25 protein-coding genes are annotated in these 25,651 nt (G+C 53.5%); 7 read left to right on the top strand and 18 right to left on the bottom strand.

The genetic code is table 11. The annotated features are described in order from the left end of the window. Nucleotides 1-27: 27 nt before the first annotated feature. The 6 genes from OCY70_RS11755 to hrcA all read right to left on the bottom strand — a co-directional run bounded on the left by OCY70_RS11755 (nucleotide 28) and on the right by hrcA (nucleotide 8,550). Nucleotides 28-1,797 (bottom strand): ABC transporter ATP-binding protein, encoded by a 1,770-nt coding sequence (locus tag OCY70_RS11755; protein ID WP_213428704.1) that lies wholly within the window; start codon nucleotides 1,795-1,797, stop codon nucleotides 28-30. Nucleotides 1,798-2,055: 258 nt separating this feature from the next. After that, nucleotides 2,056-3,180: a molecular chaperone DnaJ gene (dnaJ, locus tag OCY70_RS11750; RefSeq protein WP_213428706.1), complete on the bottom strand. Its 1,125-nt coding sequence runs from the start codon at nucleotides 3,178-3,180 to the stop codon at nucleotides 2,056-2,058. A 185-nt stretch (nucleotides 3,181-3,365) separates the two neighbouring features. Then, a complete protein-coding gene (dnaK, locus tag OCY70_RS11745; RefSeq protein ID WP_213428708.1) occupies nucleotides 3,366-5,201 on the bottom strand; it encodes a molecular chaperone DnaK in 1,836 nt (611 codons plus the stop codon). Between the two features lie 75 nt (nucleotides 5,202-5,276). Continuing rightward, nucleotides 5,277-5,870 carry a nucleotide exchange factor GrpE gene (grpE, locus tag OCY70_RS11740; RefSeq protein ID WP_213428710.1) on the bottom strand — a complete coding sequence of 198 codons (594 nt, stop codon included), beginning with the start codon at nucleotides 5,868-5,870 and terminating at the stop codon, nucleotides 5,277-5,279. 59 nt (nucleotides 5,871-5,929) lie between these two features. Continuing rightward, nucleotides 5,930-7,504, bottom strand: a complete 1,575-nt coding sequence (locus tag OCY70_RS11735) for a TCP-1/cpn60 chaperonin family protein (protein WP_213428712.1) — start codon at nucleotides 7,502-7,504, stop codon at nucleotides 5,930-5,932. Nucleotides 7,505-7,521: 17 nt separating this feature from the next. Continuing rightward, nucleotides 7,522-8,550 (bottom strand): heat-inducible transcriptional repressor HrcA, encoded by a 1,029-nt coding sequence (hrcA, locus tag OCY70_RS11730; protein WP_213428714.1) that lies wholly within the window; start codon nucleotides 8,548-8,550, stop codon nucleotides 7,522-7,524. Nucleotides 8,551-8,957: 407 nt separating this feature from the next. On the opposite strand from hrcA, the gene OCY70_RS11725 reads away from it, so the two are divergent. Beyond that, a complete protein-coding gene (locus tag OCY70_RS11725; protein ID WP_261944499.1) occupies nucleotides 8,958-10,202 on the top strand; it encodes an IS110 family transposase in 1,245 nt (414 codons plus the stop codon). Nucleotides 10,203-10,725: 523 nt separating this feature from the next. Here OCY70_RS11725 and OCY70_RS11720 read toward each other — a convergent pair. Further along, the gene (locus OCY70_RS11720; RefSeq protein ID WP_213431351.1) at nucleotides 10,726-11,187 is read right to left on the bottom strand and encodes an N-acetyltransferase; all 462 of its coding nucleotides are present in this window, start codon (nucleotides 11,185-11,187) and stop codon (nucleotides 10,726-10,728) included. Between the two features lie 258 nt (nucleotides 11,188-11,445). On the opposite strand from OCY70_RS11720, the gene OCY70_RS11715 reads away from it, so the two are divergent. Then, nucleotides 11,446-11,628 carry a hypothetical protein gene (locus OCY70_RS11715; RefSeq protein WP_213431352.1) on the top strand — a complete coding sequence of 61 codons (183 nt, stop codon included), beginning with the start codon at nucleotides 11,446-11,448 and terminating at the stop codon, nucleotides 11,626-11,628. Nucleotides 11,629-11,721: 93 nt separating this feature from the next. On the opposite strand, the gene hemW is transcribed toward OCY70_RS11715, so the two are convergent. Beyond that, entirely contained in the window at nucleotides 11,722-12,933 is a 1,212-nt protein-coding gene (gene hemW, locus OCY70_RS11710) for a radical SAM family heme chaperone HemW (RefSeq protein WP_261944881.1), read from the bottom strand. Nucleotides 12,934-13,262: 329 nt separating this feature from the next. Between hemW and OCY70_RS11705 the strand changes: the two genes are divergently transcribed. From OCY70_RS11705 to OCY70_RS11690, 4 genes are all read left to right on the top strand, one after another. Beyond that, the gene (locus OCY70_RS11705) at nucleotides 13,263-14,834 is read left to right on the top strand and encodes an IS5 family transposase (protein WP_390905248.1); all 1,572 of its coding nucleotides are present in this window, start codon (nucleotides 13,263-13,265) and stop codon (nucleotides 14,832-14,834) included. A 55-nt stretch (nucleotides 14,835-14,889) separates the two neighbouring features. Beyond that, a complete protein-coding gene (locus OCY70_RS11700; RefSeq protein ID WP_213431354.1) occupies nucleotides 14,890-15,234 on the top strand; it encodes a hypothetical protein in 345 nt (114 codons plus the stop codon). A 75-nt stretch (nucleotides 15,235-15,309) separates the two neighbouring features. After that, on the top strand, nucleotides 15,310-15,528 hold the full coding sequence (locus OCY70_RS11695; RefSeq protein ID WP_213431355.1) for a hypothetical protein: 219 nt from the start codon (nucleotides 15,310-15,312) through the stop codon (nucleotides 15,526-15,528). Beyond that, the gene (locus OCY70_RS11690; protein WP_213430905.1) at nucleotides 15,525-15,701 is read left to right on the top strand and encodes a hypothetical protein; all 177 of its coding nucleotides are present in this window, start codon (nucleotides 15,525-15,527) and stop codon (nucleotides 15,699-15,701) included. The genes OCY70_RS11695 and OCY70_RS11690 overlap by 4 nt, the downstream gene beginning before the upstream one ends. Before the next feature lie 262 nt (nucleotides 15,702-15,963). Here the strand turns inward: OCY70_RS11690 and OCY70_RS11685 are convergent, their stop codons facing one another. Beyond that, the gene (locus OCY70_RS11685; RefSeq protein ID WP_261944499.1) at nucleotides 15,964-17,208 is read right to left on the bottom strand and encodes an IS110 family transposase; all 1,245 of its coding nucleotides are present in this window, start codon (nucleotides 17,206-17,208) and stop codon (nucleotides 15,964-15,966) included. Between the two features lie 407 nt (nucleotides 17,209-17,615). Here OCY70_RS11685 and OCY70_RS11680 point away from each other — a divergent pair, with 407 nt between their 5' ends. Next, nucleotides 17,616-18,029, top strand: a complete 414-nt coding sequence (locus OCY70_RS11680) for a stress protein (RefSeq protein WP_249725592.1) — start codon at nucleotides 17,616-17,618, stop codon at nucleotides 18,027-18,029. Between the two features lie 115 nt (nucleotides 18,030-18,144). Here the strand turns inward: OCY70_RS11680 and OCY70_RS11675 are convergent, their stop codons facing one another. From OCY70_RS11675 to OCY70_RS11635, 9 genes are all read right to left on the bottom strand, one after another. Further along, nucleotides 18,145-19,428, bottom strand: a complete 1,284-nt coding sequence (locus tag OCY70_RS11675; RefSeq protein WP_261944880.1) for an N-acetylmuramoyl-L-alanine amidase — start codon at nucleotides 19,426-19,428, stop codon at nucleotides 18,145-18,147. Continuing rightward, nucleotides 19,428-19,694, bottom strand: coding sequence for a phage holin family protein (locus tag OCY70_RS11670; protein ID WP_213431455.1), 267 nt, complete (start codon nucleotides 19,692-19,694; stop codon nucleotides 19,428-19,430). Before OCY70_RS11670 ends, OCY70_RS11675 begins: the two co-directional genes overlap by 1 nt. Nucleotides 19,695-19,712: 18 nt before the next feature. After that, a complete protein-coding gene (locus OCY70_RS11665; protein WP_213431454.1) occupies nucleotides 19,713-19,991 on the bottom strand; it encodes a hypothetical protein in 279 nt (92 codons plus the stop codon). Nucleotides 19,992-20,071: 80 nt separating this feature from the next. After that, nucleotides 20,072-20,221, bottom strand: a complete 150-nt coding sequence (locus tag OCY70_RS11660) for an XkdX family protein (protein ID WP_213431628.1) — start codon at nucleotides 20,219-20,221, stop codon at nucleotides 20,072-20,074. Continuing rightward, nucleotides 20,218-20,856 (bottom strand): hypothetical protein, encoded by a 639-nt coding sequence (locus tag OCY70_RS11655; RefSeq protein ID WP_261944879.1) that lies wholly within the window; start codon nucleotides 20,854-20,856, stop codon nucleotides 20,218-20,220. The genes OCY70_RS11660 and OCY70_RS11655 overlap by 4 nt, the downstream gene beginning before the upstream one ends. 12 nt (nucleotides 20,857-20,868) lie before the next feature. Further along, on the bottom strand, nucleotides 20,869-23,700 hold the full coding sequence (locus OCY70_RS11650; RefSeq protein ID WP_261944878.1) for a hypothetical protein: 2,832 nt from the start codon (nucleotides 23,698-23,700) through the stop codon (nucleotides 20,869-20,871). Nucleotides 23,701-23,717: 17 nt separating this feature from the next. After that, complete coding sequence (locus OCY70_RS11645) at nucleotides 23,718-24,359, bottom strand: hypothetical protein (protein WP_213431202.1); 642 nt, start codon at nucleotides 24,357-24,359, stop codon at nucleotides 23,718-23,720. Nucleotides 24,360-24,880: 521 nt separating this feature from the next. Further along, nucleotides 24,881-25,093, bottom strand: a complete 213-nt coding sequence (locus OCY70_RS11640; RefSeq protein WP_261948765.1) for a hypothetical protein — start codon at nucleotides 25,091-25,093, stop codon at nucleotides 24,881-24,883. Next, nucleotides 25,008-25,550, bottom strand: a complete 543-nt coding sequence (locus tag OCY70_RS11635; RefSeq protein ID WP_261948764.1) for a baseplate J/gp47 family protein — start codon at nucleotides 25,548-25,550, stop codon at nucleotides 25,008-25,010. The genes OCY70_RS11640 and OCY70_RS11635 overlap by 86 nt, the downstream gene beginning before the upstream one ends. Nucleotides 25,551-25,651: the final 101 nt, after the last annotated feature.

The raw sequence follows: 25,651 nt of genomic DNA, 5'->3' as shown, positions 1-25,651 counted from the left end.
TTTCTCGCCGTTGGGCGCGTTATCGCTCTAAGCTCCGTACTGTTCCTGAATTTTAAGCTGCTGCATTGCGAACTCCCGATACATGGAATGGCTCTCCAGCAATTGTTCATGCGTGCCGCATCCTGTCAGCTTGCCTTTGTCGATGAACAGAATCTGATCCGCGTCTACGACAGTAGACAGCCGGTGGGCAATGACCAGCGTCGTCCGTCCCTTCATCAGATTGTTCAGCGCCTTCTGAACGACAATCTCGGACTTGCTGTCCAAGCTCGACGTCGCCTCGTCCAGCATCAGGATGCGCGGATTGCGAAGCAGCGCCCGCGCGATAGCAATCCGCTGGCGCTGTCCGCCTGACAGCTTCATGCCGCGCTCGCCCACTTCCGTATCGTATCCGTCGGTCAGCTCTTCAATGAAGCCGTCCGCATAAGCCATTGCGGCCGCCTGCTTCAGATCCTCTTCCGTCACATCCCGATTCATCCCATAACAAATATTGTCCCGAATCGTCCCGTCAATCAGCGGACTCTCTTGCGACACATAACCAATCAGAGCGCGCCAGGAATGCAGCGAGAAGTCATTAATGTCTTCCTTCCCCAGCTTGATGACACCGGAGGTCGGCAGGTAGAAGCGCTCGAAGAGGGAGAACAGCGTCGTCTTGCCGCTCCCGCTAGGCCCGACAATAGCCGTTACCTTGCCCGGACTGATAGTGAAGCTTACGTCTTCAAGTATAGGCTCTCCTTCGGCATATGCAAAGTGCACATGCTCCGCATGAATCGGTAAATTCGCCTGCCCGGCCTCTTTCCCATGCATAGGCTCTTCTTCCGGCGCCTGTAAAATCGCAATCATATGGCCGGTTGCTCCAATCGCCTTCTGGAGCTGCGTGAAAAACATGGACAACTGGCTCATCGGCATCACAATCTGAATCAGGTACAAAATGAAGGCGACCAGCTCGCCTGCGGTCAGCGCCCCTGACGATACGCGCATGCCGCCGTAGCCAATAATGACGACCAGCAGCACCATTAGCACGAACGAGATAATGGGCGAAATCAACGCCTGCACGACGCCTTCCTTAATGCCGAAGCGAAGCAGACGAGTAATGGCCTTGCGCCCGTTCTCGTATTCCCTCGCTTCGGCATTGGATGCTTTCACCAATCGAATTCCCGACAGCACTTGACTTAATACGGCCGTGAAGGAAGCCGTCTCATCCTGCAGTCCTTTGGATATATTGAACATTTGCTTGCCAAGCGGGAACAGCACCAAGGCGGCGAGCGGTATCACGAGGAGCATAATGACCGTCATTTGCCAATCAAGATACAACAATACAATGAGCGAGCCAATGACAGAGATGATGCCGGTGAAGAAGCTCGACAGATGCTCCGTTATGAATCCTTTTACAATCCCCGTGTCATTCGTTATGCGGCTGACCGTCTCGCCCGTCTTGTTCTGGTCATAGTAGGACACCGGGAGCACCAGCATCTTCTTCCACAGCCGGTCTCGCAAGACGGCGACGACGCGTTGTCCGATAAGATTGAGCATATAGATGGACAAGCCGGCGGCCACCGTCTGGACAATGAACGCGATCGCCAACGCCGCAATCTGCATCGTATCCAGCTGCGACATGGCGAAGTTGTCGACCATCCCCTTGGTGAACATCGGAATGACAAGCGATACGGCCGCCCCGCCGATGCTCATCAGCAAAGCGACGAATAACATGAGCCTGGACGGCTTGGTCTCATTTATGAGATTCAGAAATTGCCTCCAATTGCCTAACGAGCCTTTCGTCTGATCGAATTCGTTTCTCATTACATCCGCTCCTTCTTTACACACCAACTAAGCTATGGAGTCCATCATAGATGACGAATGTAAACGGAATGTAAACCGTACAGGCCATTCTCCTGGCGCCGGTAGCCAGTGGTCTCTGATGGCAAAAAAGGACCACAACCATCGCATAGAGTGTCCTCTATGCGCCGTTGTGGTCCTGATCCGTATCTCCGACCGATAGGATGAACTTATATTTGGATGAGGAAAAATATGGACCATGTGATCAAGAGGGGCCGGGGTCTAGTCTCCCCGGAACGCCCGCTTCATCCGATCGAAGAACGTCTCCTCGTGCCCGCCGTGCGTCTGCTCGCCGCCGCTGGCCGCGAACTGCCGGAGCAGCTCCTTCTGTTCGTCATTCAGCTTCGTCGGCGTCACGATGACCACCTTGACATGCTGATCGCCTTGACCGTGGCCCCGGAGGCGCGGAACGCCTTTGCCGCGCAGCCGGAAGAAGGTCCCTGTCTGCGTGCCGGCCGGAATTTTGAGCTTGACCTTCTCGGTCAGCGTCGGGATTTCAATCTCGTCGCCCAGCGCCGCCTGCGCAAAGGTGAGCGGCACCTCGCAGTAGATGTCGTCGCCGTCGCGCTCGAAAAATTCATGCGGCTTCACGCGAATGACAATGTACAAGTCGCCGTTCGGACCGCCGCGCAATCCGCTCTCGCCTTCTCCGCTCATGCGCAGTTGGGCGCCATCGTCTACCCCTGCCGGAATGCGCACATGAATGACGCGCTGCTTTTTCACGGTTCCATTGCCATGGCAGGTGCCGCATTTCTCGCGGATAATCTTTCCCTTGCCTTGACATACCGTACAAGTGCGCCGGTTGACCATACGGCCGAACGCCGTATTTTGCACGACTTCCTGCTGTCCCGTTCCGCGGCAGGCCGAGCAGGTATCCGGCTTCGTGCCAGGCTTGGCCCCGGTTCCGAAGCAGGTGTCGCATTGCTCTGTCCGCGGAATCGTAATATCCGTCTCTTTGCCGAAGACGGCTTCCTTGAATTCAATCTGCATCGTATACTGCAGATCGCTGCCTCGCTGCGGCGCATTCGGATCGCGTGTGCGTCCTCCTCCGCCGAAGAACATATCGAATATGTCGCCGAATCCGCCGAAATCGCCGGAGAACCCGCCTCCGCCCATGCCTTGATTCGGATCTACATGCCCGTACTGGTCATACATCGCCCGCTTCTGATCGTCGCCAAGCACATCGTACGCTTCCTTCACTTCCTTGAACTTCTCTTCCGCGTCCGCTGCCTTGTTCACGTCAGGGTGATATTCACGCGCAAGCTTCCGGTAGGCTTTTTTGATTTCATCCTCGCTAGCCCCTTTGCTTACGCCGAGCACTTCATAATAATCTCGCTTTTGCGCCACTCTTCCACCCCCATTGCAACTTAAAAGCCCGGTGTTCCGTCCCCGTCCCGCCGTAACCTGCGGAAGGGGACGCGCCGCCGGACAGGTGCCGCATGGCGCAAACGCCATGCCGTTCCGCATTCTTCATTGTAAACAGGCAAAGCCAAAGCCGGGCGAAACCCGGCTTTGACCCTGTCCATCCGCGCTTATTTCTTGTCTTCGTCCACGACTTCGTAATCGGCATCGACTACATTATCTTTTGGGGCCGCGCCGTCATTCGCTTGCTGTTGGCCGGCCTGCTGCGCTTGCGCCGCCTGTTCATACAGCTTCACGGACAGCTGCTGCACGACTTCGGACAGCTTGTCGGTCGCCGCTTTGATTTCGTCGATATTGTCGCTTTCGAGCGCCTTTTTCACATTTTCCTTGGCTTCGTTCGCCTTGTCGATTTCGGCTTGGTCGACCTTGTCGCCCAAGTCCTTCAACGTTTTCTCTGTCGTATATACCAATTGGTCGGCGTTGTTCTTCACCTCGACCATTTCTTTGCGCTTCTTGTCTTCTTCCGCATGCAATTCCGCTTCCTTCATCATGCGGTCGATTTCCTCGTCATTCAAGCCGCTGGAGGAGGTAATCGTAATGTTCTGCATCTTGCCGGTTCCTTTATCCTGAGCGGATACTTTGACGATGCCGTTCGCATCGATATCGAACGTAACTTCGATCTGCGGCACGCCGCGCGGCGCCGGCGGGATGTCTCCCAGCATGAAGCGTCCCAGCGTCTTGTTGTCCGCCGCCATGGAGCGCTCCCCTTGCAGGACATGGATCTCGACGCTCGTCTGATTGTCCGCATAGGTCGAGAAAATCTGCGACTTGCTCGTCGGGATCGTCGTATTGCGCTCGATCATCTTCGTGAATACGCCGCCTGCCGTCTCGATACCGAGGGAAAGCGGAGTGACGTCAAGCAGGACGACGTCCTTCACGTCGCCGGTCAGTACGCCCGCCTGTACGGCTGCGCCCAGAGCGACGACTTCATCCGGATTCACGCCTTTATGCGGCTCTTTGCCGGTCAGTTTTTTGATCGCTTCCTGGACGGCCGGGATCCGGGTCGATCCGCCGACGAGGACGACTTTGTCGATATCGGACGGCGTCATGCCCGCATCCTGCATCGCTTGGCGCGTCGGTCCGAGCGTGCGCTCCACGAGGTGCGCGGACAGTTCCTCGAACTTGGCGCGCGTCAGGTTCAGCTCCAAGTGCTGAGGAACGCCGTCGACGACCGTGATGAACGGCAGGCTGATCGTGGTCGTCAAGACGCCGGACAGCTCTTTTTTCGCTTTTTCCGCCGCATCCTTCAGACGCTGCACAGCCGCTTTATCTTTGCTCAGGTCAATGCCCTGGTCTTTCTTGAACTCCGCTACCAAGTAGTCGATAATCACTTGGTCGAAGTCATCTCCGCCCAACTGGTTATCGCCGCTCGTCGCTTTGACTTCGAAGAAGCCGTCGCCCAACTCGAGAATCGAGACGTCAAATGTGCCTCCGCCCAAGTCGTAGACGAGAATGGTATGGTCGCCTTCTTTGTCGGCGCCGTAAGCAAGCGCAGCCGCTGTCGGCTCGTTCACGATGCGGAGCACTTCCAGACCCGCGATCTTGCCGGCATCCTTCGTCGCCTGGCGTTGGGAATCGTTGAAGTACGCCGGTACGGTAATAACCGCCTGGGTTACCGTTTGGCCCAAATATGCCTCTGCGTCGGATTTGAGCTTCTGCAAAATCATGGCAGAAATTTCTTGCGGTGTATACGATTTGTCGTCGATCGTCGTCTTATGCGCCGAGCCCATATGACGCTTAATCGAGCTGATCGTGCGATCCGGGTTCGTAATCGCCTGGCGCTTCGCCGTCTCCCCGACGATGCGCTCCCCGTCTTTTTTGAAGCCGACAACCGATGGGGTTGTGCGGGCGCCTTCCGGATTCGGAATGACGACGGCTTCGCCGCCCTCCATTACCGCAACACAAGAGTTGGTCGTTCCCAAGTCAATACCGATAACTTTACTCATTGCAAATGTAACCTCCTCAACTGGCTCTCAATCTATTTCATATTAACCAAGCGGATAGCATGTGACCGCCATCTCTTAGCCGCTTACCTTGACCATCGCCGGGCGAAGCACCCTATCCTTGAGCATGTAGCCCTTTTGGACTTCTTCCACGACGATGCCTTCCTCATGCTCTTCCGACTCCACCTGCATAATCGCCTGATGGAATTCCGGGTTGAACGGCTCGCCCACGGCGTTCATCGCCTTCACGCCTTCCTGCTCCAGCACCTGCATGAATTGGCGGAAGATCATGTCCACGCCTTTGACGAACGATTGCTCTTCGCTGCCCGTCTGGGCTGCGGCCAAGGCGCGCTCGAAGTTGTCGAGCACCGGCAGCAGTTGGGTCACCAGCTTGGACGATGCGTACTGAGCCAGTTCCTCCTTCTCCTTCACCGTGCGGCGGCGGAAATTATCGAAATCCGCCTGGGCGCGGAGCAGGCGCTGCTGCAGCTCCTCGGCTTGCGCGCGGGCCTCCTTCAGCTCTGCCGGCTCTCCCTGTGCTTCCTCCGCTGCCTTGCCTTCTGCTTCGGATGCCTCCTCGGCCTCCTGCTTATGTTCAACGTCGGCTGCTTCCACAGCCTCCGAGTCCACCTGATCGTTCCTGTCGATCTTCTCTTCTTGTTCCGGGTTCAATCCTTGCACCTCCCTTATGTAGTCAAGCTTCTATCTTCCTGCTCCGGGAAGCCGGAGCCTTACGCTTCCGGCTTCATCTTAATGACCGTGTGAATCCGCAGCACGGCGGCGGCCACTTCGCCGGCCGCCCGCAGCGCATGGAGCTTCACGGCGGCCGGGTCGACGATGCCAGCCTCGACATAATCCAGCAGCGCCCCGCTGTCACAGTCAATGCCGATGGCATCGGATGCCGACGCGGTCTGTGCCGCCCGCGCTTCCTCCAGCTTCTCCAGCGGATTGAAGCCGGCGTTCAGCACAATCTGGGCCATCGGCTTGCGCAGCGCCTGCGCCACCGCGGCCACGCCGAAGGCTTCCATGCCGCGGACGGTCTCCCGGTAGCGCTCCAGCATGTAAGAGAGCGCCAGCTCCGTCGTGCCGCCGCCCGGCAGGACGCCGCTCTGGATCGCGGCTTGCAGCGCCGCCGCGGCATCCTGGGCGATGCGCGCCCGCTCGCCCACGACCTCGCGCGTGCTCGCGCCCACGATGAGCGTCACCTGCGCGCGGCGCATGCCCGCCGGCTCCGTCGTGCCGCCCGAGCTGAGGGCCGCCTGCGGGGCGTACAACCGCACGCGCTCCAGGCGCTCATCGTAGCGCACGCAGGCGGTGCGGCCGAGCAGCGGCTCCAGCACCGCCGCATCCTTGGCCAGGGCGGCCCGCTTCAGCGGCTTGCCGCCCGTAAGGCGGCAGACGCGCATAATATCTTCGCGGCTGACACGCTGCACGACCATCATATCATGGTCGAGGCAAAATTGCTCCGCTTCCGGATGAAGCCCTCGCTCCAGCACAAGGAAGCCGACCCCCAGCTCGTGAAGACGCTGCAGCCGCTCCATGAATGCCGAGCGGTGAGCCATATACTGCTGGAAGCCGGCTTCGGTCGTCAGCAGCTGCTCGTCGAGCGTGTCCGGTTCGAGCGCATCCTGCAGGATGAGGACCCGGCAGCCGGCCCGCTCCCGCAGCCAATCCCGCTGCAGCGGCTTCTGCTTCAGGAGCACGCCGTGGAACCATTCATTGCCCGCCTTCTCGTGCGCGACAATCTGCTCGGCGAGCCGGTAGGCCGGATCCTGCAGCTGCTCCCAGCCTACCGCCTGTCCCGCCTCCAGCACGAGGCGGACGATGTCGCTCTGCTCCCGGCCCGCGATATATACCGCTCGGTGCAGCTTCGGGTCGTCCCAGCCGTCGAGCCGAAGCGCGCGTTCCGCCAGCCGGCCGGCCGCGACGCGGATGCCCTCGAGCATCCCGGTCACGACTTTCGCCGCGGGGACGCCTCTCGTCACCTGGGCCACGCCTTCCTGCACCAACGCGCCGGCCAGTACCGTCGCCGTCGTCGTGCCGTCGCCGACCTCGCTCTGCTGGGCGCGCGCCACCTGGATGAGCAGCCGGGCTGCCGGATGGCTCACATCCATTTTCTCCAAAATGGTGACGCCGTCATTGGTAATGACGACGTCGCCATTCGCGCCGACCAGCATGACGTCCAGCCCCTTCGGGCCAAGCGTGCCCTCGACAGCCGAGGCGAGCGCCCGGACGGCATTGGCATTATTCAGGAGCGTCGCATAGCGCTCATCGGTCTCCTGTACTTGTCCTTGTCCTTGAGTCACAAGCCGCCCCCTCCCGATTATTTATACCATTGCTGCATGAATAACGCCATTTGGCCGGACAGATGGTTCATCAGCGTGATGACCTTCGCATACTCCATCCGGGTCGGCCCCAGGATACCGACCGTACCCAGCGTCTGTCCGTCGACCGAATAGGTTGCGGTAATCATGCTGCAGTTCGTAATCGCGGCATGCGCATTCTCTTGGCCGATGCGGACCTGGATGCCGGAAGGGGCGGAGCCCACGACCTTGATCAGGGCCGGCGTCTCCTCGAGCAGCTCCCAGATCGTCTTGATCTTGTCGACATCCTGGAATTCCGGCTGAGTCAGCATGTTGGTCGCCCCGCTCAAGTAGACTTGCCGATGATCGCTATTGTCGGCCAAAACGCCTTCCACGAGAGCCATCAGCTCCTGGACATGCGATACATATTGGTTCATTTCGTATCCAATTTCGCTATACAGCCGCGAGCGCAGCTTATATAGAGGAACGCCGACAAGCTTCGCGTTCAGCAGGTTGACCACGGTCTCCAGTTCGGAGGCGGAGACGCCCTCAGGCAGCGTCACCGTCTTGTTCTCGACATGGCCTGTGCTTGTCACGACAATCGCGACCCCCGTATTCTCGTTCAGCGGCAGAAGCTGAAAATGACGAAGCGAGGCGTCGAAAACTTCCGGCCCCAGCGCGATTGACGTATAATTGGTCAATTGAGACAAAATCGATGCCGTATGCTGCACAATCTCTTCCATTGCTGTTATCTTCTCCGCGAAGGCGGATTTCAACCGCGTGACATCTTCGCTGGACAGACGATCAAGGCGAACGAGATGATCGACATAATAACGGTACCCTTTATGAGATGGAATGCGCCCTGCTGACGTATGCGGCTGCTCCAGATAACCGAGCTCTTCCAGATCGGCCATCTCGTTGCGAATCGTGGCCGGGCTGAAATTCACGTCGCCCCGCTTCGATATGCTGCGAGATCCGACAGGCTCCGCAGAACGGATGTAATCATCAATGATGGCATTCAAAATCATACGCTGGCGTTCCGTCAACATGCGCATCCCTCCTCGTATAGTATTTCCTGAAGGCAGTTTTGAGTCTTTTTCCAGTCCTTTATAGGAACATAGAATGCCTTCAAAATTTCCAGCTTGCACATTGAAAATTAATATGGGGACTGGACTTTCCGGAATGTCTCTGGACAATGGAACTTAGGGTTCCATTCGGGGAAATTCGTCTCCCTCCTGTAGTCCAATCTACTTTTTAAGTCTGTTTCTCCGGTACTCGCTTGCACTTCTTACCCGCTGGCTGTTCCCTTCGGCAACTCATGCCCGACTGTAGCAGCGTCGGGGCAGCTCATGAACCGAAGCGTGTTCTCATATGCGAGGGTGATTGATCGGCGAGTCCGCCGGAGACAGTCCGGAGAGTCCGTTCCCTGAATCCCTTATAGAAAGGAGGAATTCTCTTGAAGCTTTTTGTCGGTATTGACGTCAGTTCCGAAGAACTGGAAGCCTGTTTGATGAAATCGGATGGCGACACCCTGGAGACCTTCAAGACCACCAACAATCTGCACGGCGCCTCTTACTTGCGGGATCGCATCATTTCTGCTGCGGTCAAGACAGCCTGCTCTGAGGTTCATATCGGGCTTGAAGCCACATCCGTCTACAGCTGGCATCCAGCCATGTACTTGCATGAAGATGAGGCCCTTCAACAATTGAATGCCAAGGTGTTCACCATTAATCCGAAGCTGATTAACAAATTCAAAGACGCTTATGCCGACCTGGACAAAACCGATCGCATCGATGCCTGGATCATTGCAGACCGCCTGCGTTTTGGCAGACTCACGACGACTATCGTGATGCAGGAACAGTACATCGCCTTGCAGCGGCTCACTCGCATGCGATTCCATCTCGTACACAACCTTACCCGCGAGAAGCAATACTTTTTGCAAAATCTGTTCTACAAGTGCAATGCTTTTCGCGCGGAGGTGGACAGTTCCGTGTTCGGCCATGCCATCATGGAAATGCTCTCGGAAAAGTATAGTCTGGATGAGATGGCGAATATGGATGTCGCCCGTTTGGCTGACTATCTCAAGGACAAGGGGAGAAATCGTTTCCCCGATCCCGAACACGTCGCCCGCTGTATTCAAAAGGCGGCTCGGGCCTCGTACCGTCTCTCGAAGGTTGTCGAGGATTCCATTGATTTGGTGCTGGGCACCTCAATTCAGTCGATCCGGAGCATCCAGAGTCAGCTTAAAGAGCTCGACAAGGCGATTGAGCGCATTTTAGACGGCATTTCCAGCAGCCAGTGCCTCCGTTCCATTCCGGGCATTGATCGGGTCTATGCCGCAGGCATCCTGGCCGAGATCGGCGACATCGACCGCTTCACGGATCAAGCCGCCTTGGCCAAGTATGCGGGTCTGACGTGGCGCAAGCACCAATCCGGCTCCTTCGAGGCGGAAGATACAAAGCGCATTCGTTCCGGCAACCGATTCCTTCGCTACTACCTTGTTGAAGCTGCCAACTCGGTAAAAAACCGCGACCCGGAATTCGGGGAGTACTACCGGAAGAAATTCAATGAAGTCCCTAAGCATCAACACAAACGTGCCCTCGTCTTAACGGCAAGAAAACTTGTGCGTCTGGTCGATGTGCTGCTACGCAACGACCAACTCTATACGCCCAGAAGGAAGGTGAAGCCGACAGAGCAATAATGCCTTGGCTCATGAATTTTCTTCTCTAATTCCCAGTTAAATTATGGTATTTTACTTAATTTTCGACTGGGTCTAGTTTGGTGATGCCTTTTTTGGGATTGATCCTGCTGCACGCCAAGGAAATTTTCCAATTCTCATCAATCAGGGACTTGACATCATACCGCTGGACTTAGATGTAGTAGGATATCCGTTAGCACTCATCATCGTCGAGTGCTAACCGTCACTACAAAAATACCAAACGGACAAGACGATTGTCAAGTCAGTTCGGTACTTTGGGCATGCATTGATATTTCATTAATTTCGCGGCTTGCTGTCTCTCCATTTTTTATAGTTATAACGAAAAATCACCACAAATAGCACCAGCACGATAATCGGAATAAAGATGAGATCGAGACCGTTCTTCTGTTATCAAAAAATAAATAATTACTCCAATACAAAGCACGATATATACAAGATCGGACACTACTCTTCTCTTCAGAATCTTGGTGTCGATTGGTTTTTTCATATATTCACCTCCGCCAAGTCAGTTGAGTACTTTCAAGACAGCTATCTCATCGCAGCAGTGCCGCTTTTTGCAGTGGACGCAGTCGGTCCATACCTTTTCCGGGAAAATCTCCTTCTCCACGATCTCGAATCCGTTCTTCTGAAAAAAACGCGCTTCATATGTCAAGGCCATCACCTTCGGTATCGAACGGGCCTCGGCTTCTTCCAGGAGCTTGTCAACCAGGAGCGAGCCGATGCCCCGGCCCTTGCATTCCGGCACGATGCCCAGCGAGCGGATCTCGACCAGATCGGTACCGAGCTGGCACAGCGAGCCGCAGCCGACCAGGCGCTCATCGAGCTCGGCCACCACGAAGTGCTCCAATTGCGCCTCCAGCACCTTGCGGGAACGAGGAAGCATGATCCCTTGCTCTGCATAAAAACGAATAAGTTCCGTTAAAGCGTCAATGTCTTCCGATACAGCTTTTCTTACGATGGGTAACATGTTGAGTCCCTCCGAGTGTGACCTGCCTCACATTGTGGTGTATGTATGAATATACAATATGATGCATAGATTTTCAAGGAGAATTTCCCCTTCGCTCAAGCTGCTCCCCTATCGCCTCCTGCACGCTTATCAATCCATTTTTCCGCCAAAGACGGGCCGCCGCCGCGAAACCTGTTCATGAAGTACATGACTCGCCTTGCCCGGGACATACTAGCAATAACGCATCGTGTCATAAGAAGGCAGGTGAGTAAGCGCAGTATGACAAAAAGAGTATTATTCATTACCGTCTTTTTCGCGGTCATCGGCTCCATGTTCGTTATTCCGCAAATGATCGAGCCTTCGATGGGCGACATCGTGTTCACCTTCGCAGGTGTGCTTATCGGTTCGCTGTTCATGGGCTTCGCCGTTGCCCTCTTCATGCGTTTGCTGCTGAAGCGCTAGCCCCGGCTTCCGCCGTAAAATAGAACAAAACCGCCGCAACCTGATTCGATCAAGCTGCGGCGGTCACGGTCTGCTGCGGACCTATGCCTATCGTTATTGCTCCGTTCCTGGCGCCAGCGCGCCGACAAAGGCGGCGAACACATCATTGCCGAACAACAAGCCCTGCTCTGTCAACCGATAGCCCGCTTCCGTCGGCTCCAGCAGCCCCTTCTTCAGCAGCCGCTTAATCGGCTGAGCGAACACTTTGTCGAGCAGCGCGCCGTTGAATTGCTCCGCGAAGCGCTCGCTGCTTACTCCTTCCAGCATCCGCAGGCCGACCATCATGTAATCTTCCATCGCTTCCGCTTCCTCGACCCGGAATGAATCCAGGCGCGGCAAGCCTTGCTTGCAGGCTTCGTTATATGGAGTGACGCCCTTGATGTTCAGATGCCGCTGTCGGCCGACATAGCCGTGCGCGCCGGCGCCGAGGCCATAGTAGTCCTCATTGCGCCAATAAGTCGTATTATGCCGGCTCGCGTAGCCCGGCCGCGCGAAGTTGCTGATCTCGTACTGCTCGTAGCCGGCCGCCTTCATCCGATCCATGATGAGCATATACATGTCGAGCTCTTCCTCTTCGCTCGGAAGCGGCAGCTCATTGCGGTGGTACATCGCATGGAACATCGTGTTCTCTTCCACCTTCAGACTGTAAATCGACAGATGCGGGAGGTCGAGCTCCAACGCTTTCTTGACGCTATGCTCTACCATCTCTACCGTCTGGTTCGGCAGGCCGAACATCAGGTCGATGGACATATTAGCGAATCCGGCCCGCTTCGCGTTGTCGATGCTCCGGTAGACGTCGTCCGTTTTATGAATGCGGCCGATGCCGGTCAACAGATCATTGTTGAAGGATTGGACTCCGAAGCTGATCCGGTTCACGCCGCCCTCCCGCATGACCTCCAGCTTGTCCTCATCGGTCGTGCCGGGGTTGGCTTCCATCGTGAACTCGATATCCGGGCTCCACTGCGGAAAGGCGCGCCGGACCGAGGCCAGAAAATACTCCATCTGCTCCGGCGTCAAGACGGTCGGCGTTCCTCCGCCGACGAATATCGAATCAATCATCCCGGGGGGATGCTGCTGAACGGTATGCTCCATTTCTTGCTCCAGCGCTCTCAGGTAGTCCATCACCGGCTGTCCCTTAAGCACATAGGAATTAAAATCGCAATAATGGCATTTATTCGTGCAGAACGGGATGTGGATATAGACCGCGCGCGGAGCGCGGCCTTCAGACGAAGGAGGGGATCCTTCGCTTCGTTCGTTCCGTGTCATGCATATTCCCTCCCATTTCCTGCTTCTATCTTACGTGTTGTCTCTGAAAAAAGAGGGAGCATCCGCCCCCTCCCCGCTACTTATTATCATCAATTTTAAGCACGGCCATGAACGCTTCTTATGGAAATCTGTTTATTCTGTTGTATCTACTTGAATCTTATCATAGTCTGTGAACGTTGATATAACAAGCATTTATAAGGGTTTAATTAGGGCTTGCTGAACAATCATTTTTCTAAGGTTTTACAAGGATTTCTGGACTCTAACTCGAAATAAAATGCAAGGAAAATGCGAATTTCTTGCAAAAAATCGTGCACGTGGAGTGAACCAACATGTATCGTAGAACCGAAAGCCAGCTTCAGTTGTTCGAAGATTTCTACTTGCCGTTTGGCGGTAAATTAAATAAGGAGAACCGTTGGGTTCAACTGGCCGCTATCATCCCGTGGTGGCGGGCAGAAGAATTCTACGCGAAGTCGTTCAAGAAATCAATGCGCGGTCAGATCCCTTTGTCTGTTCGTATGGCTTTGGGAGCGCTGTACATTCAGGAACGTATGCAGCTCGATGATCGAGAGACGGTCCAGCAGATCGCCGAAAATCCGTACTACCAGTACTTCCTTGGGCTGCCGGCGTTCCAAGATAAGCCTCCGTTCCATCACTCGCTGTTGACCCATTTCCGCAAGCGATTGGGTGCGGATGTCATTGAACGAATCAACGATTGGATTTTGGAAGAGGACGCAGAGCGAAAGAAACAGGAACAAAACAAGAGCGATCCTCAAGATCCTCCAGGCAGCGGCCATGGCTCTGATGGAACATCCGTTAATGAAGACGGCAAAAGCAAAGAGAAACCATGCAACAAAGGCACCTTGATGCTCGACGCGACCTGCGCACCGGCCGACATCTCGTATCCGACCGATTTGAAATTATTGAACGAGGCGCGGGAAAAACTCGAAGCGATCATCGATGTTCTGCACGAGCCTTTCGTCGGGAAGGCCAAGAAACCGAGAACGTATCGTCAAACCGCCCGCAAATGCTACCTCGAGATCGCCAAGAAACGGCGAACGGGTGCCAAATCCATCCGGAAAGCGGTTGGCAAACAGCTTCGTTATGTTTCGCGTAATCTTGGCATCATCGAAATGCTGGCAGCGAAAAGCAGCTTGAATCAACTGGGTTCGCAGCAGTATCGGCAATTGCTCGTCATTTCCGAGCTGTATCGTCAACAGCAAGAGATGTACGACAAACGGACACACTCGGTGGAAGATCGAATCGTCAGTCTTTCCCAACCGCATGTACGGCCGATTGTCCGCGGGAAAGTGAATGCTCCCGTCGAGTTTGGAGCAAAGCTGGCGATCAGTCTGGTGGATGGTTACGCTCGGATGGAGAAGCTGTCCTGGGATAACTTCAACGAAAGCATGACACTGAAAGCTTCCGTGGAGTCGTTCGTCCAGCGATATGGATGTTATCCGGAAGCCATTCTAGCCGACCAAATCTACCGAAACCGGGAGAACCTTCGCTATTGTAAGGAGCACGGCATCCGTCTGAGTGGTCCAAACTTAGGACGTCCGAAGAAAGAAGCGGAACCAGAACGGAACCAGGCCAGACAGGATGCTTCAATGCGTAACGCGATCGAAGGAAAATTCGGAGAAGGCAAACGCTCCTACGGACTGGGGCGTATTCGAGCACGCCTTCGAGAGACAAGCGAAACGGTCATTGCTCTGCAACTGCTTGTTATGAATCTCGAACGCAAGCTGCGCGTTCTCTTTTTGCCGATTTTCAGACTGCTGCTGAATCTGTGCCGTCAGCCTCTGTGGCCTAAAAGGCAATATGTTCAGCAAGCCCTAATTATCATAATGTATTTTATCATATCGAGTCAAACGCGACGTTCATCCACCGAAAACGGTGGCTAATCGGTGGATGAACTATAGAGGCAAGAAACGATATATATAATGGAGGAAAAAATCGATGAACAAGAAAACATTCGAATCGCAGCGAGCGGCTTGCGGCAGACAAAGCGGAATTGAACAAGCGTTGCCGAAAAAGAGGGGGGCGATGGTCATGACCATTGATGAACTAAAGGATGTAATGAAAAATGAGGACGTTCGCCGTCTTGAAATAAAGCTTCATCAGGGCGAGATCCGTAAATCAATCATAACAAAGTCGGAGCATTTTTATTCTTTTGAGTTTTTAGTCGAAACGAAATACGGCAGAATGCTCATTGCAGGATACTACGGACCTTACGGTATCACCTATATATGTGACGCTAGCATCGGACACATTGAAACGCTACTCGATTGGGCGAAATCATAGCGCGGAACCGCCCCATGATGTATGCTGGATGTAACATCATAATTCGACTGATAAAGGATGAAAGGATGAAAGAGGATGGAAATACCACGAATCAAACGACGCGGGGATCGCTGGTACTTTGATTATAACATCGGAGAAGGGAAGAACAGACGGGTAAGGCGGGAAAGCTTCCTATCTGAAGAAAAAGCCCGGGAAGCAGCACGAGAAGTGGCGGAGCGTCGCGTAAAAGAGCAATTAAAAATGCTGGAAGAATATGAACAGATGGCAAGGGTAGAATGGAGGAAGGAACAATGACGAACGAAGGGAAGAAGTCGGAGTTCCAGAAGCGATTGGAGAATCTGCAGGTTGAGGCATACAGACGGAATCAGGGCGCGAAGGAGATGGAGATGGAGATGGCCGATATGGGGTTAGGCTTCGTAAAAATGAAGAAAGAACGGATTTATATTAAGTCGAGACCGAAAAAATGAAACTGTTCACCCCGGAGCGATCCGGGGTTTTCTCTATTTAGTCCAATTCAAGGTATAGAATATATGGGCATATAGTCATATAATTGAAGAAAAGTCCAGCGGTATGATGTCAAGTCCCTGATTGATGAGAATTGGAAAATTTCCTTGGCGTGCAGCAGGATCAATCCCAAAAAAGGCATCACCAAACTAGACCCAGTCGAAAATTAAGTAAAATACCATAATTTAACTGGGAATTAGAGAAGAAAATTCATGAGCCAAGGCATTATTGCTCTGTCGGCTTCACCTTCCTTCTGGGCGTATAGAGTTGGTCGTTGCGTAGCAGCACATCGACCAGACGCACAAGTTTTCTTGCCGTTAAGACGAGGGCACGTTTGTGTTGATGCTTAGGGACTTCATTGAATTTCTTCCGGTAGTACTCACCGAATTCCGGGTCGCGGTTTTTTACCGAGTTGGCAGCTTCAACAAGGTAGTAGCGAAGGAATCGGTTGCCGGAACGAATGCGCTTTGTATCTTCCGCCTCGAAGGAGCCGGATTGGTGCTTGCGCCACGTCAGACCCGCATACTTGGCCAAGGCGGCTTGATCCGTGAAGCGGTCGATGTCGCCGATCTCGGCCAGGATGCCTGCGGCATAGACCCGATCAATGCCCGGAATGGAACGGAGGCACTGGCTGCTGGAAATGCCGTCTAAAATGCGCTCAATCGCCTTGTCGAGCTCTTTAAGCTGACTCTGGATGCTCCGGATCGACTGAATTGAGGTGCCCAGCACCAAATCAATGGAATCCTCGACAACCTTCGAGAGACGGTACGAGGCCCGAGCCGCCTTTTGAATACAGCGGGCGACGTGTTCGGGATCGGGGAAACGATTTCTCCCCTTGTCCTTGAGATAGTCAGCCAAACGGGCGACATCCATATTCGCCATCTCATCCAGACTATACTTTTCCGAGAGCATTTCCATGATGGCATGGCCGAACACGGAACTGTCCACCTCCGCGCGAAAAGCATTGCACTTGTAGAACAGATTTTGCAAAAAGTATTGCTTCTCGCGGGTAAGGTTGTGTACGAGATGGAATCGCATGCGAGTGAGCCGCTGCAAGGCGATGTACTGTTCCTGCATCACGATAGTCGTCGTGAGTCTGCCAAAACGCAGGCGGTCTGCAATGATCCAGGCATCGATGCGATCGGTTTTGTCCAGGTCGGCATAAGCGTCTTTGAATTTGTTAATCAGCTTCGGATTAATGGTGAACACCTTGGCATTCAATTGTTGAAGGGCCTCATCCTCATGCAAGTACATGGCTGGATGCCAACTGTAGACGGATGTGGCTTCAAGCCCGATATGAACCTCAGAGCAGGCTGTCTTGACCGCAGCAGAAATGATGCGATCCCGCAAGTAAGAAGCGCCGTGCAGATTGTTGGTGGTCTTGAAGGTCTCCAGGGTGTCGCCATCCGATTTCATCAAACAGGCTTCCAGTTCTTCGGAACTGACGTCAATACCGACAAAAAGCTTCAAGAGAATTCCTCCTTTCTATAAGGGATTCAGGGAACGGACTCTCCGGACTGTCTCCGGCGCACTCGCCGATCAATCACCCTCGCATATGAGAACACGCTTCGGTTCACGAGCTGCCCCGACGCTGCTACAGTCGGGCATGAGTTGCCGAAGGGAACAGCCAGCGGGTAAGAAGTGCAAGCGAGTACCGGAGAAACAGACTTAAAAAGTAGATTGGACTACAGGAGGGAGACGAATTTCCCCGAATGGAACCCTAAGTTCCATTGTCCAGAGACATTCCGGAAAGTCCAGTCCCCATATTAATTTTCAATGTGCAAGCTGGAAATTTTGAAGGCATTCTATGTTTCTATAAAGGACTGGAAAAAGACTCAAAACTGCCTTCAGGAAATACTATACGAGGAGGGGGAATTTTGAAGAAATTAAGTGCAATATTCCTAATGTGTGTTTTAGTCTTGGTAGGCTGCGGGGGCGGCAAAAACATCTCTGCCGATGAAATGGTCCAGAAGTTCAAGGATGCAGGGCTAGAGATTGAAGCGAGAGACTTAGAAGCTAAAGAATACGGGATGGCTCCTAAGTTGGACAAGGAGTCCAAGCGTATCCTCGTTCTGGCCATGGGGGAAGATAAAGGCGGACGGCTATTTATTTTCGATAAGAATTCCGATCTTGAGAAGGTAAAAACCTATTACGATGAACTAGGAAAGGCAACAGCGGCGGCATTCTCGCATACGCATGCAGCTGGTAATGTACTGCTGCAAATGAACGGCAATATGGATAAAGCTGAATTTGAGAAGTATGCTAAAGCTATGGATGAAGCAGTTAAATAAATGAGTAAGAGCCTCGGGACCTCCCGGGGCTTTTTAATTCGGTTGGAGAGGTAATTCTTAAAAACTGCGCAGATGAAAAGAGGCCCCGCCCATATCCCCGGCGAGGCCAGAATGCTTATTTCCCCATCTGCTTCAACATACGATCCACGACAACAGCAATCTCTGCCCGCGTAATCGGCTCGTTCGGCGCGAATCCAGTGTTACGGCCATTCATGATCCCCGCTTCCATCACACGCCGAATAGACGCTTCGGCCCAGTGTCCCACGTAGTCCGGCTGTTTCGGTTTCTCCATTGCTTGTACCTCCTTTAAATACTGCACTAATTTCTGCCCATATGATGTTGATGGTGCCCATTTACCACCCAACGACTCCACTGTCTTGGCGGTCCCTAACAGATACGCAAAATGCCGAGGGTCAGGCGTGCCCGCGCGCGGGTAACCAGCAGCTCCGGCATAAAGCGCAAGGTGATCCAGATGGGCGGTGATACCCTCGCGCCAATCCGTAAAGCGCTTGTGCGCCGATGCCTGATAATCACCGCCGCCCGCCGTGACCTTTAGGCCGCATGGATTTTTATAAGAGGCATCGATACCGGCAGCGCTCCGCCCGTCCCGATAGAGATAGCCCGTCTCATGACCGAACTGTACGTAGGCGACCGCCGGGTCCACTCCGCCGTGCTTCGGGGCCAGTTCCCAGTACAATTCCGCTAGATCGACAAACTCAGCCGGGGCATTCTTGCTCCGGGCCCATTCTCGGGCCTGCTCGACGGTAGCCGATGCTGGGCCAAGGATGTTGGTCGCTCCGCTCGCTGGCGGCTGCTGTGCTTTCTTCGGCTGCAACTTTAGATACTTGGCTACCCCGGCCACATGACCCGCAACAATCGCCTCAATAACTTCTGGCCGCTTGAGCCGTGCTGCATCTGCTGCAACATCGACAAATAGGTTTTCGGTCAGGACGGCCGGCATGCGTGACTCCCGGCACACATGTAGATCCTTTTTCTTCTGCCCTCTGTCAATGACTCCAAACGGTTTCAACTTTTTCATGATTTCGGAGTGCAGCACGTCTTGAAACGCTGCTGTAGCCGCGTCCTTTGTGCCGCTGTATGTGAACGATTCGAATCCACCCTTTCCACCGCCAGCATTACAATGGATGCTGACAAGCAAATGTGCTCCTGCAGCATTGGCCTTGTCCGTCCGCTCTTTCAATGTCAAGTAAACATCAGAAGAACGGGAAAGAAGGCATTTAACACCTTCGTAGTCCCGCTCCAATCGCTTCGCCGCTTCTGTAGCAACTTGTAGCGCTATATTCTTTTCGACAACTCCGTTCCCGCTGGATCCCGGGTCCTTACCTCCGTGGCCGCCATCCCATAATACCTTTTTCACTTCCTCAATTGCCGCAACCATTACTTTTCACCACCCTTCTTCATCTGCTTTACCGCCTGGTGACCGAATACTGCGAACGCCCCCGCAAGAATGCCCTGTATGATAGCTTCAACGCTCCAGCCAAGCGTTCCAACCGTAAACACTACCGCCAACACAACAACGATGTATACGATGCTCCAATCTGGCACCGGCGGCGTTTGCTTGAGCATGTACCCAATCACCCAACAGGCTCCAACCACGACAAATAGGGCCGGATCAATCAATTCAAAAATCATTTGCCACTCCATTCGATATCATCCCTTCTATTATTCTTCCAAGCGATCAATGCGCTTATGTGCTTGTTTCGATGACTCTTCTACCCGCGTCACACGCTCCGCCAGCCCGTCCAGGCGCTGCCCTTGCATTCGTAAGTCAACACGGATATCATCTACCCCGCGCTTGATATACTCGACGTCTGTGCGCTGTACAGCGTCTGCTCCGGCCTCCTGGACAATATCATGCTTAACTGTTCTATTGCGGCCCATCCAGCCCAGCGCAATACCGCTGATAGCGGCAATCATGGCTACTACTGCCGTCAACTCCATACTGATCCCCCTATTGATAAATAAATAGCCCCCGGGTATCCCGAGGGCATAAATAAAGCGCCTGCTCTATGGCGTGGCGCTTATTCCTGTGTCGGAAATTTTATCCCAGTAATCTTCTCGTACTCTTCCGGCGTGATTTCCCCGAATCGGTTGGCCTCCGTCTTAACGGCTGCGCATAGCCCCTCTGCGTCGATCCATTCACAATCAAAAGCAAGTTTCCAGAAATTCATTCCGTTTGCCCTCCTTTAAATTCAATAATTTCAAGTTTAGCATTCGTCAATTCCGCACCCAGGCTGTCGATAGTCTGCTTTTTCTGCATGCTGTCCAGCCGCGATTGGGTCAACATTCTGCCAAGGTCATCAATGACGCTCTGCTGCTGGATATTCCTGATTTTCATTTGCGTCAATTCTTGGCCCAGCGCGTCGGTCTGTGACGGCTGCGGATCCGGATTCAGCGCTTCGATTTCCTCGTCCGTGAGTCCGTTCCGCCAGAAGCTTGGGCCGTCCACGGGTTGCGGCGGCTCCGGCAGCGGATCGTCGCTCTCCGGGTCATGCTCGGCCAGCACGGCCATGTATTCGGCGTATGCAGCCTCATAAGCCTCCTGCGCTGCTCTGTAGCCCTCGACATCGAATATAGGCTGATACAGCCCGTCAGGCATCGGCACAGCTACGGTGTAGCCTACGAGTACCGTTTCCGGTTCATCCTCTTGACCGTCGTCGCGCTGCTCCGGTTCCGGCTGCCGAAGTGTGCCGGGTTCGTCTGGCTCAATCGGTTCACGCCGATCAAAAACGCCCGTTACGGAGTCCGCAACGAGCGTCGGTTCGATGTATCGGCCGGATAGGTCGGTTATGATTGCTTCTTTCATCTTACGTCCTCCTTATTTATTTGCAAGGAACGATATACCTTGCAATGAGAGATAATCATTTTTTGCATTAGGCGAGCCAATCTTTACAATCCCCGTTGGATCCACGTCAATGCGGACAAGAGCCTCGCCTACACCTGTTACCCATCCAAGCACAGGGAAAATAAGCGATTTGTCAGGTCTAAACCCTGTTGGAAGTATAAACAAAGATGTACCCAACGCTGCCGTTCCCCTACCTATCAAGCCCTCAATCGAAACAACATTCGAATCATCCTTATAGTAGAACGAATGTTCAAAAGGCGATCCATAATCTACCCACCCATTCAATAATGTAGGTTTAATCCGCAGAGGAGGTGGCGCATCCTTCTCCGCCTTCTGCGTCTCCACCACCGACAGCCGCCGCCCGATGTCGCCCACATCCTGCACCAAGTCCGATACAGTCCCACGCAGGTTGGCCGCCACGGTGCCGCTGATTCCAGCCGCAAGTGTTGGATCGAGCATCGTATAGGTGACGTGGTAGATTGCATTCGCAAGCGCAGGGATCGGGTTCTCGGCGTACTGGTACGGCTCACCGTCCCAAATGTTATCCTTGAAAGTCCAGCCGAAATCTCTGGTTTGAAACCGGTATACTGCAAGGAGATTCGTTGTTCTATGTTGCAAACGTCCACCAGGTGCATTTATCGCGTTGATGTAATTACCGTAAGGAGTTGTCTTCTCCCGAATCACAATACCGCTGCCGACCTCAACCATGTTTGAGCCTCCGGAGAGTGTCGCGCCCAACTCGTAATTCCGGACGGGTTCGACGGTTGGCTTAGCTTTCAGGTATTGGAGGCGGTATGGTGTCCATTGGCTGTGAGGTTGTGTGGGCAATACAGTCGTGTACTGGCCCGGAGCAACAGAACCATCGGGATTAATGACATTCCAGTATCTTTGTCCGTTCCCATCGTACAGACTACCGTCAGCTTTCAAAAGGCGATACCCGTAGAAATACGCCCTAATCTCATCTTGCGTCGGAGTGTAATCCGGCCCCCATCCGCTGTCTGTGTTGGAGATTGAAACCCACAAGTGCGTTTCTGTCTCACCTGAATTTGCTGGAGATACGCGGTAAAAGTCAGGTTCAGTCCATGTAACCACAGGGGTGGACGAATATTCCAGGGGGCTCCCTGTGTATTTTGTCATAAATGATGTAGGGTGATTAATATTTACATCTACATTTCTTACATTCACGATTTTAAATGTTGTGCTTGTGTTTGAGGATATTCTATATTCGCCGAAATCGTTGAAGTTTGAAATCTTCCTCCACTTCTCCAACACATACGGCAGCCCATCGTCTCTCATAAATAGCGTATCGGGATTGCTGCCGTTTACGGGATGAGCGGCGAGCTCCGTCTCAAAGGCGAGCATGCTGCGTTGCTGCGGCGTGAAGGGCTTCGGTTTGGTGCCAACGGTCAGCATCGGGTTGCGGAAAATAAATTCCCCTGCTGCGGGCGCAGACGTCCAAGCATTCATATATGCTGTCCCTTGTGGCGCGGTTGCGATTATATTATCTTGCTTGACAAATTCAGATGTCCATAACACGTTGTTATGATCATCCCGAAAATCAAGCCCGATTTCGCCGTCGCCCTCGCGTTCTATACGCAACGTGTACGTTTTGCCTTCTACCGCTGGCATTTGCGTAGCACTGTTCATCCGGTCGCCTGTAGACACTACTTTTTGTGTGTACGGCTCCAAAAATATTCCGGATGTTCCACCGTTCCACTCATAAAACGGCGGCAGCAGATTGCCTCCCGTTACGATGGCGTATGGGTTGGTTACGTTCGTCATGCTGTCTACGTATGGATAGCGTTTGGCCACCTGTTCCGGTGTCATGCCTTCAATTGCATTGTACTCGGCCTCGGTGATCTCATACAGCCCGATTCCATCCGCAGATATCTTTTGGCCTGCTTCTGATGCTACGCCTCGGACGTAGACTTCCACCCTGTCTTTGCCAGCGAGATCCACGGGGGAAACAGCGACATATGCATATGTGAACTGATTGGACTTGACTGTCCCATTCGACTTGAACCATGATGTTACATTGGCCTCGCTCTTCACTTCTGCAAAGGAGAGGTGTACATACTGAGCGGATATGTTTCGAATATACCCGACGGCAATATAGTATTTATCCAGGTCTTTTACAGCACCATTGGAACGAATACCAAATCCCGCCTGTTCCTCCTTCGTACTCGCCACTTCGATGGAAAAGGATCCGTATACCCGCTCGGTGCTTAGAGCCTTAACACCGGGTCCGGGTGCAGACCAATCGGCTGTATTTTCACAGTCTCCAACTCGTCCTAGTAGGTTGATGAGTGTCCGGCCCTTTATCTCCCCCATCTGGAACGGCGTATCATTCTCGACCTCCACCACCTGGAGGCCGGGTTTAATCCCCAAGGGCTTGCCTAAAACGTGATCGACAGATTGCTTTAGGTTGCGTATTTCGTCCGTATTGCTATCAACATCCGCCCTTAATACGTTGATGTTTTCATCGGTGTACTGCTTCGCCACTGTAAGGGCAGCATCCGCTTTCTCTTGGGCCCCTGTTGGCGTTTCAGCCCCGATGCTTTCGGGGGTAACCGCCTGAGCCTTCTGGTCCGTGTATTCCTTGGCATCTTTAAGTGCCTTCGATACATCATCCTTCTCCGCAGCCTTTTCCTGCAGCTCCTGCAGCGCCTCATAGGATCGATTCATGTGCCAATTGAGCCAATCAGCTGGCGGCCGATCCTCAACTTCCCAGCCCTTCACCCGTTTTGACTCAGGAGGTTGTATTCCTGCTGCCTTCCATTCGGGTAATTCTTTATTGAATGGCATTCCTATCTTCTCCCTCCCTAAATCGGTAATTCGTAGTCATTGCCCGGCATATAGACCGTTCCAAGGGTGCCGCCTGTTGTCATAGCGATATCCGCGAGCCCAAATTTGCTCTTTTCAACTTCCGCTCGCTTCGACGCCAGGAGAAAGGTTCCAGACAAATCAATTTGTGCAACCCGGACGCCTGCAGCCACTGTTTTTTGGATGATCTGCGCGAACTGGTACGGTGACATTCCCACTTCGTTCAGGCGAGCTATCGGCACACGTAGCAAAGAAAGTGCGGCCGGCTCCGGTTCGTTCGGGTCCGCATGCTTTTCCTCGATTCGAATTTCCGAAAAATCGCAATCTAGGGCCAAAGCTAAAACTTCAATGATCGTGTTAATGTCCGTCTTCGATAAGTTTCGCGCTACCTTCGACTTCAACAAAATTCTGTAAATTTCGTCGGTAGCAGCTCCACGCGGCTGCACTACGTTTTCCCCGATCCTGTCCAGGGTTGTTCCCCGGGCCCGGTCAATGTCTCGCCATTCCTGAATTTTGTCCAGCGTATCTTCCAGGCTTGTAAGCTGAGAGTGTAGGATTGACACCAGTTTTCCAAGATTGCTCTCAGGGTTTTTGTTATACGCATCGGTGAACCGACCAAGCATGTCCTTCACGCTAAACACGGCTGGTCACCTCGATATTCTGGTCCCGAATCCTCGCCACCTGATGAGGGGGCGATTTCAATGTTTTTCGAATCACCGTTCAGGCAGCAATTCTACATCATCCACGCCTGGAACCCTGTACACCGCGCTAATTAATTTGTTTGTATATTACGGCCGCCCCCCATGGACAAGCCGTTGTAATACTTACCGTCGTGCTCCCCGCCGATGTACTGCACGATTTCGGATATCACCTTTTCGTCACCGTCAGCCGGGTATTTGAACAGTTCGCTTTATCCTTCGCATGAACAGAAATCAAAACTTCCTCAGCACGGCTGAACTTGACCTTGTTGCTTAGTAACCTAGCGACATCCCGGGTAACCTCGCGAATCAATATCGCCGTAGTGCTTCGATAACTCGTCCAGCGCCTTTGTTGCGAAAATGGCGGCTGCGATCTCTTGCTCCATACGCCTCCCAACCACATAGCACTGGAACGTATTATCCCGGGCCTAGCTGCCGCATCTTGTAGTATAGTGAGGTGTTTTCTAATCACGGCCGCGCCTCGCTCGAACACCAGACAACCGTAATAGCGTCCCCTTCGACACCCAAGGGCATCGACAGAGGTCCGCGCCGCCGCCCGCTACCGATTGCTGGAACCGGGCGCGAAATTCTTCATCCGTCTCTCGCTCCCGTCCGCCTGTTGTTGGCCTCGGATTCGTGACAGAGAGGATATTCGCATCGGGATTGAGCAAAGCCACAATTGTGCCAGTTGCAACGTTCCATCCTGTTCCCACTTCTTGGCGCGCCCCCCACAGAACCCTTGCCGTCATTATCGAGAGTCAGATCCTCATTTGTCACGAAATATTTTCCTGTGGCGGTGCCGACGATTGTGCCTTCCGGTATCGTATATTCTGGCGTTCCTATGAATGTTAACTCTCCGTATGCAAATTCCTCTTGGAATCGTTTAATCCCCACTTGCGGAGCGAGGCGGTCCAAACTCACGCCGGTTGCTGTGTCTCGGTACGCCGCGTAGTATACGTGCTCCACTCCCTGCCAAACATAGGCCAGAAAAAAAGCGAATATCCGTAGGATGATCCCGAGTGGAGATAGTGCCGATGTATTCGTGGTTTCACCGTATTTTGCCCGCGCCTGTTCTTCCATCTGCTCCAGTAAATCGCTGTACCGCATCCGCTTGAATCCAGATGCATCAAGCATCCAAACTCACCTCGCTTTCTACCTTCTCCCCATTTACTGCGGTCGCAGTGAAAAAGATGTGGAGCATTCGATTCTCCTTGTCGAAACGAATGTCGATGCTA

The sequence above is a fragment of the Paenibacillus melissococcoides genome, from assembly GCA_944800085.1.
GTDB classification, from domain to species: Bacteria; Bacillota; Bacilli; order Paenibacillales; family Paenibacillaceae; genus Paenibacillus_B; species Paenibacillus_B melissococcoides.
The sequence above is the reverse complement of the archived record's forward strand: the minus strand, read 5'-3'. Positions and strand labels throughout refer to the sequence as shown.

Excerpts from the sequence above, each read along its gene's own strand:
- OCY70_RS11755 (WP_213428704.1), bottom strand. The coding sequence starts at position 1,797 with ATGAGAAACGAATTCGATCAGACGAAAGGCTCGTTAGGCAATTGGAGG.
- dnaK (WP_213428708.1), bottom strand. The coding sequence starts at position 5,201 with ATGAGTAAAGTTATCGGTATTGACTTGGGAACGACCAACTCTTGTGTT.
- hrcA (WP_213428714.1), bottom strand. The coding sequence starts at position 8,550 with ATGTTGACGGAACGCCAGCGTATGATTTTGAATGCCATCATTGATGAT.
- OCY70_RS11720 (WP_213431351.1), bottom strand. The coding sequence starts at position 11,187 with ATGTTACCCATCGTAAGAAAAGCTGTATCGGAAGACATTGACGCTTTA.
- OCY70_RS11715 (WP_213431352.1), top strand. The coding sequence starts at position 11,446 with ATGACAAAAAGAGTATTATTCATTACCGTCTTTTTCGCGGTCATCGGC.
- hemW (WP_261944881.1), bottom strand. The coding sequence starts at position 12,933 with ATGACACGGAACGAACGAAGCGAAGGATCCCCTCCTTCGTCTGAAGGC.
- OCY70_RS11705 (WP_390905248.1), top strand. The coding sequence starts at position 13,263 with ATGTATCGTAGAACCGAAAGCCAGCTTCAGTTGTTCGAAGATTTCTAC.
- OCY70_RS11700 (WP_213431354.1), top strand. The coding sequence starts at position 14,890 with ATGAACAAGAAAACATTCGAATCGCAGCGAGCGGCTTGCGGCAGACAA.
- OCY70_RS11695 (WP_213431355.1), top strand. The coding sequence starts at position 15,310 with ATGGAAATACCACGAATCAAACGACGCGGGGATCGCTGGTACTTTGAT.
- OCY70_RS11690 (WP_213430905.1), top strand. The coding sequence starts at position 15,525 with ATGACGAACGAAGGGAAGAAGTCGGAGTTCCAGAAGCGATTGGAGAAT.
- OCY70_RS11675 (WP_261944880.1), bottom strand. The coding sequence starts at position 19,428 with ATGGTTGCGGCAATTGAGGAAGTGAAAAAGGTATTATGGGATGGCGGC.
- OCY70_RS11670 (WP_213431455.1), bottom strand. The coding sequence starts at position 19,694 with ATGGAGTGGCAAATGATTTTTGAATTGATTGATCCGGCCCTATTTGTC.
- OCY70_RS11665 (WP_213431454.1), bottom strand. The coding sequence starts at position 19,991 with ATGGAGTTGACGGCAGTAGTAGCCATGATTGCCGCTATCAGCGGTATT.
- OCY70_RS11660 (WP_213431628.1), bottom strand. The coding sequence starts at position 20,221 with ATGAATTTCTGGAAACTTGCTTTTGATTGTGAATGGATCGACGCAGAG.
- OCY70_RS11655 (WP_261944879.1), bottom strand. The coding sequence starts at position 20,856 with ATGAAAGAAGCAATCATAACCGACCTATCCGGCCGATACATCGAACCG.
- OCY70_RS11650 (WP_261944878.1), bottom strand. The coding sequence starts at position 23,700 with ATGCCATTCAATAAAGAATTACCCGAATGGAAGGCAGCAGGAATACAA.
- OCY70_RS11635 (WP_261948764.1), bottom strand. The coding sequence starts at position 25,550 with ATGCTTGATGCATCTGGATTCAAGCGGATGCGGTACAGCGATTTACTG.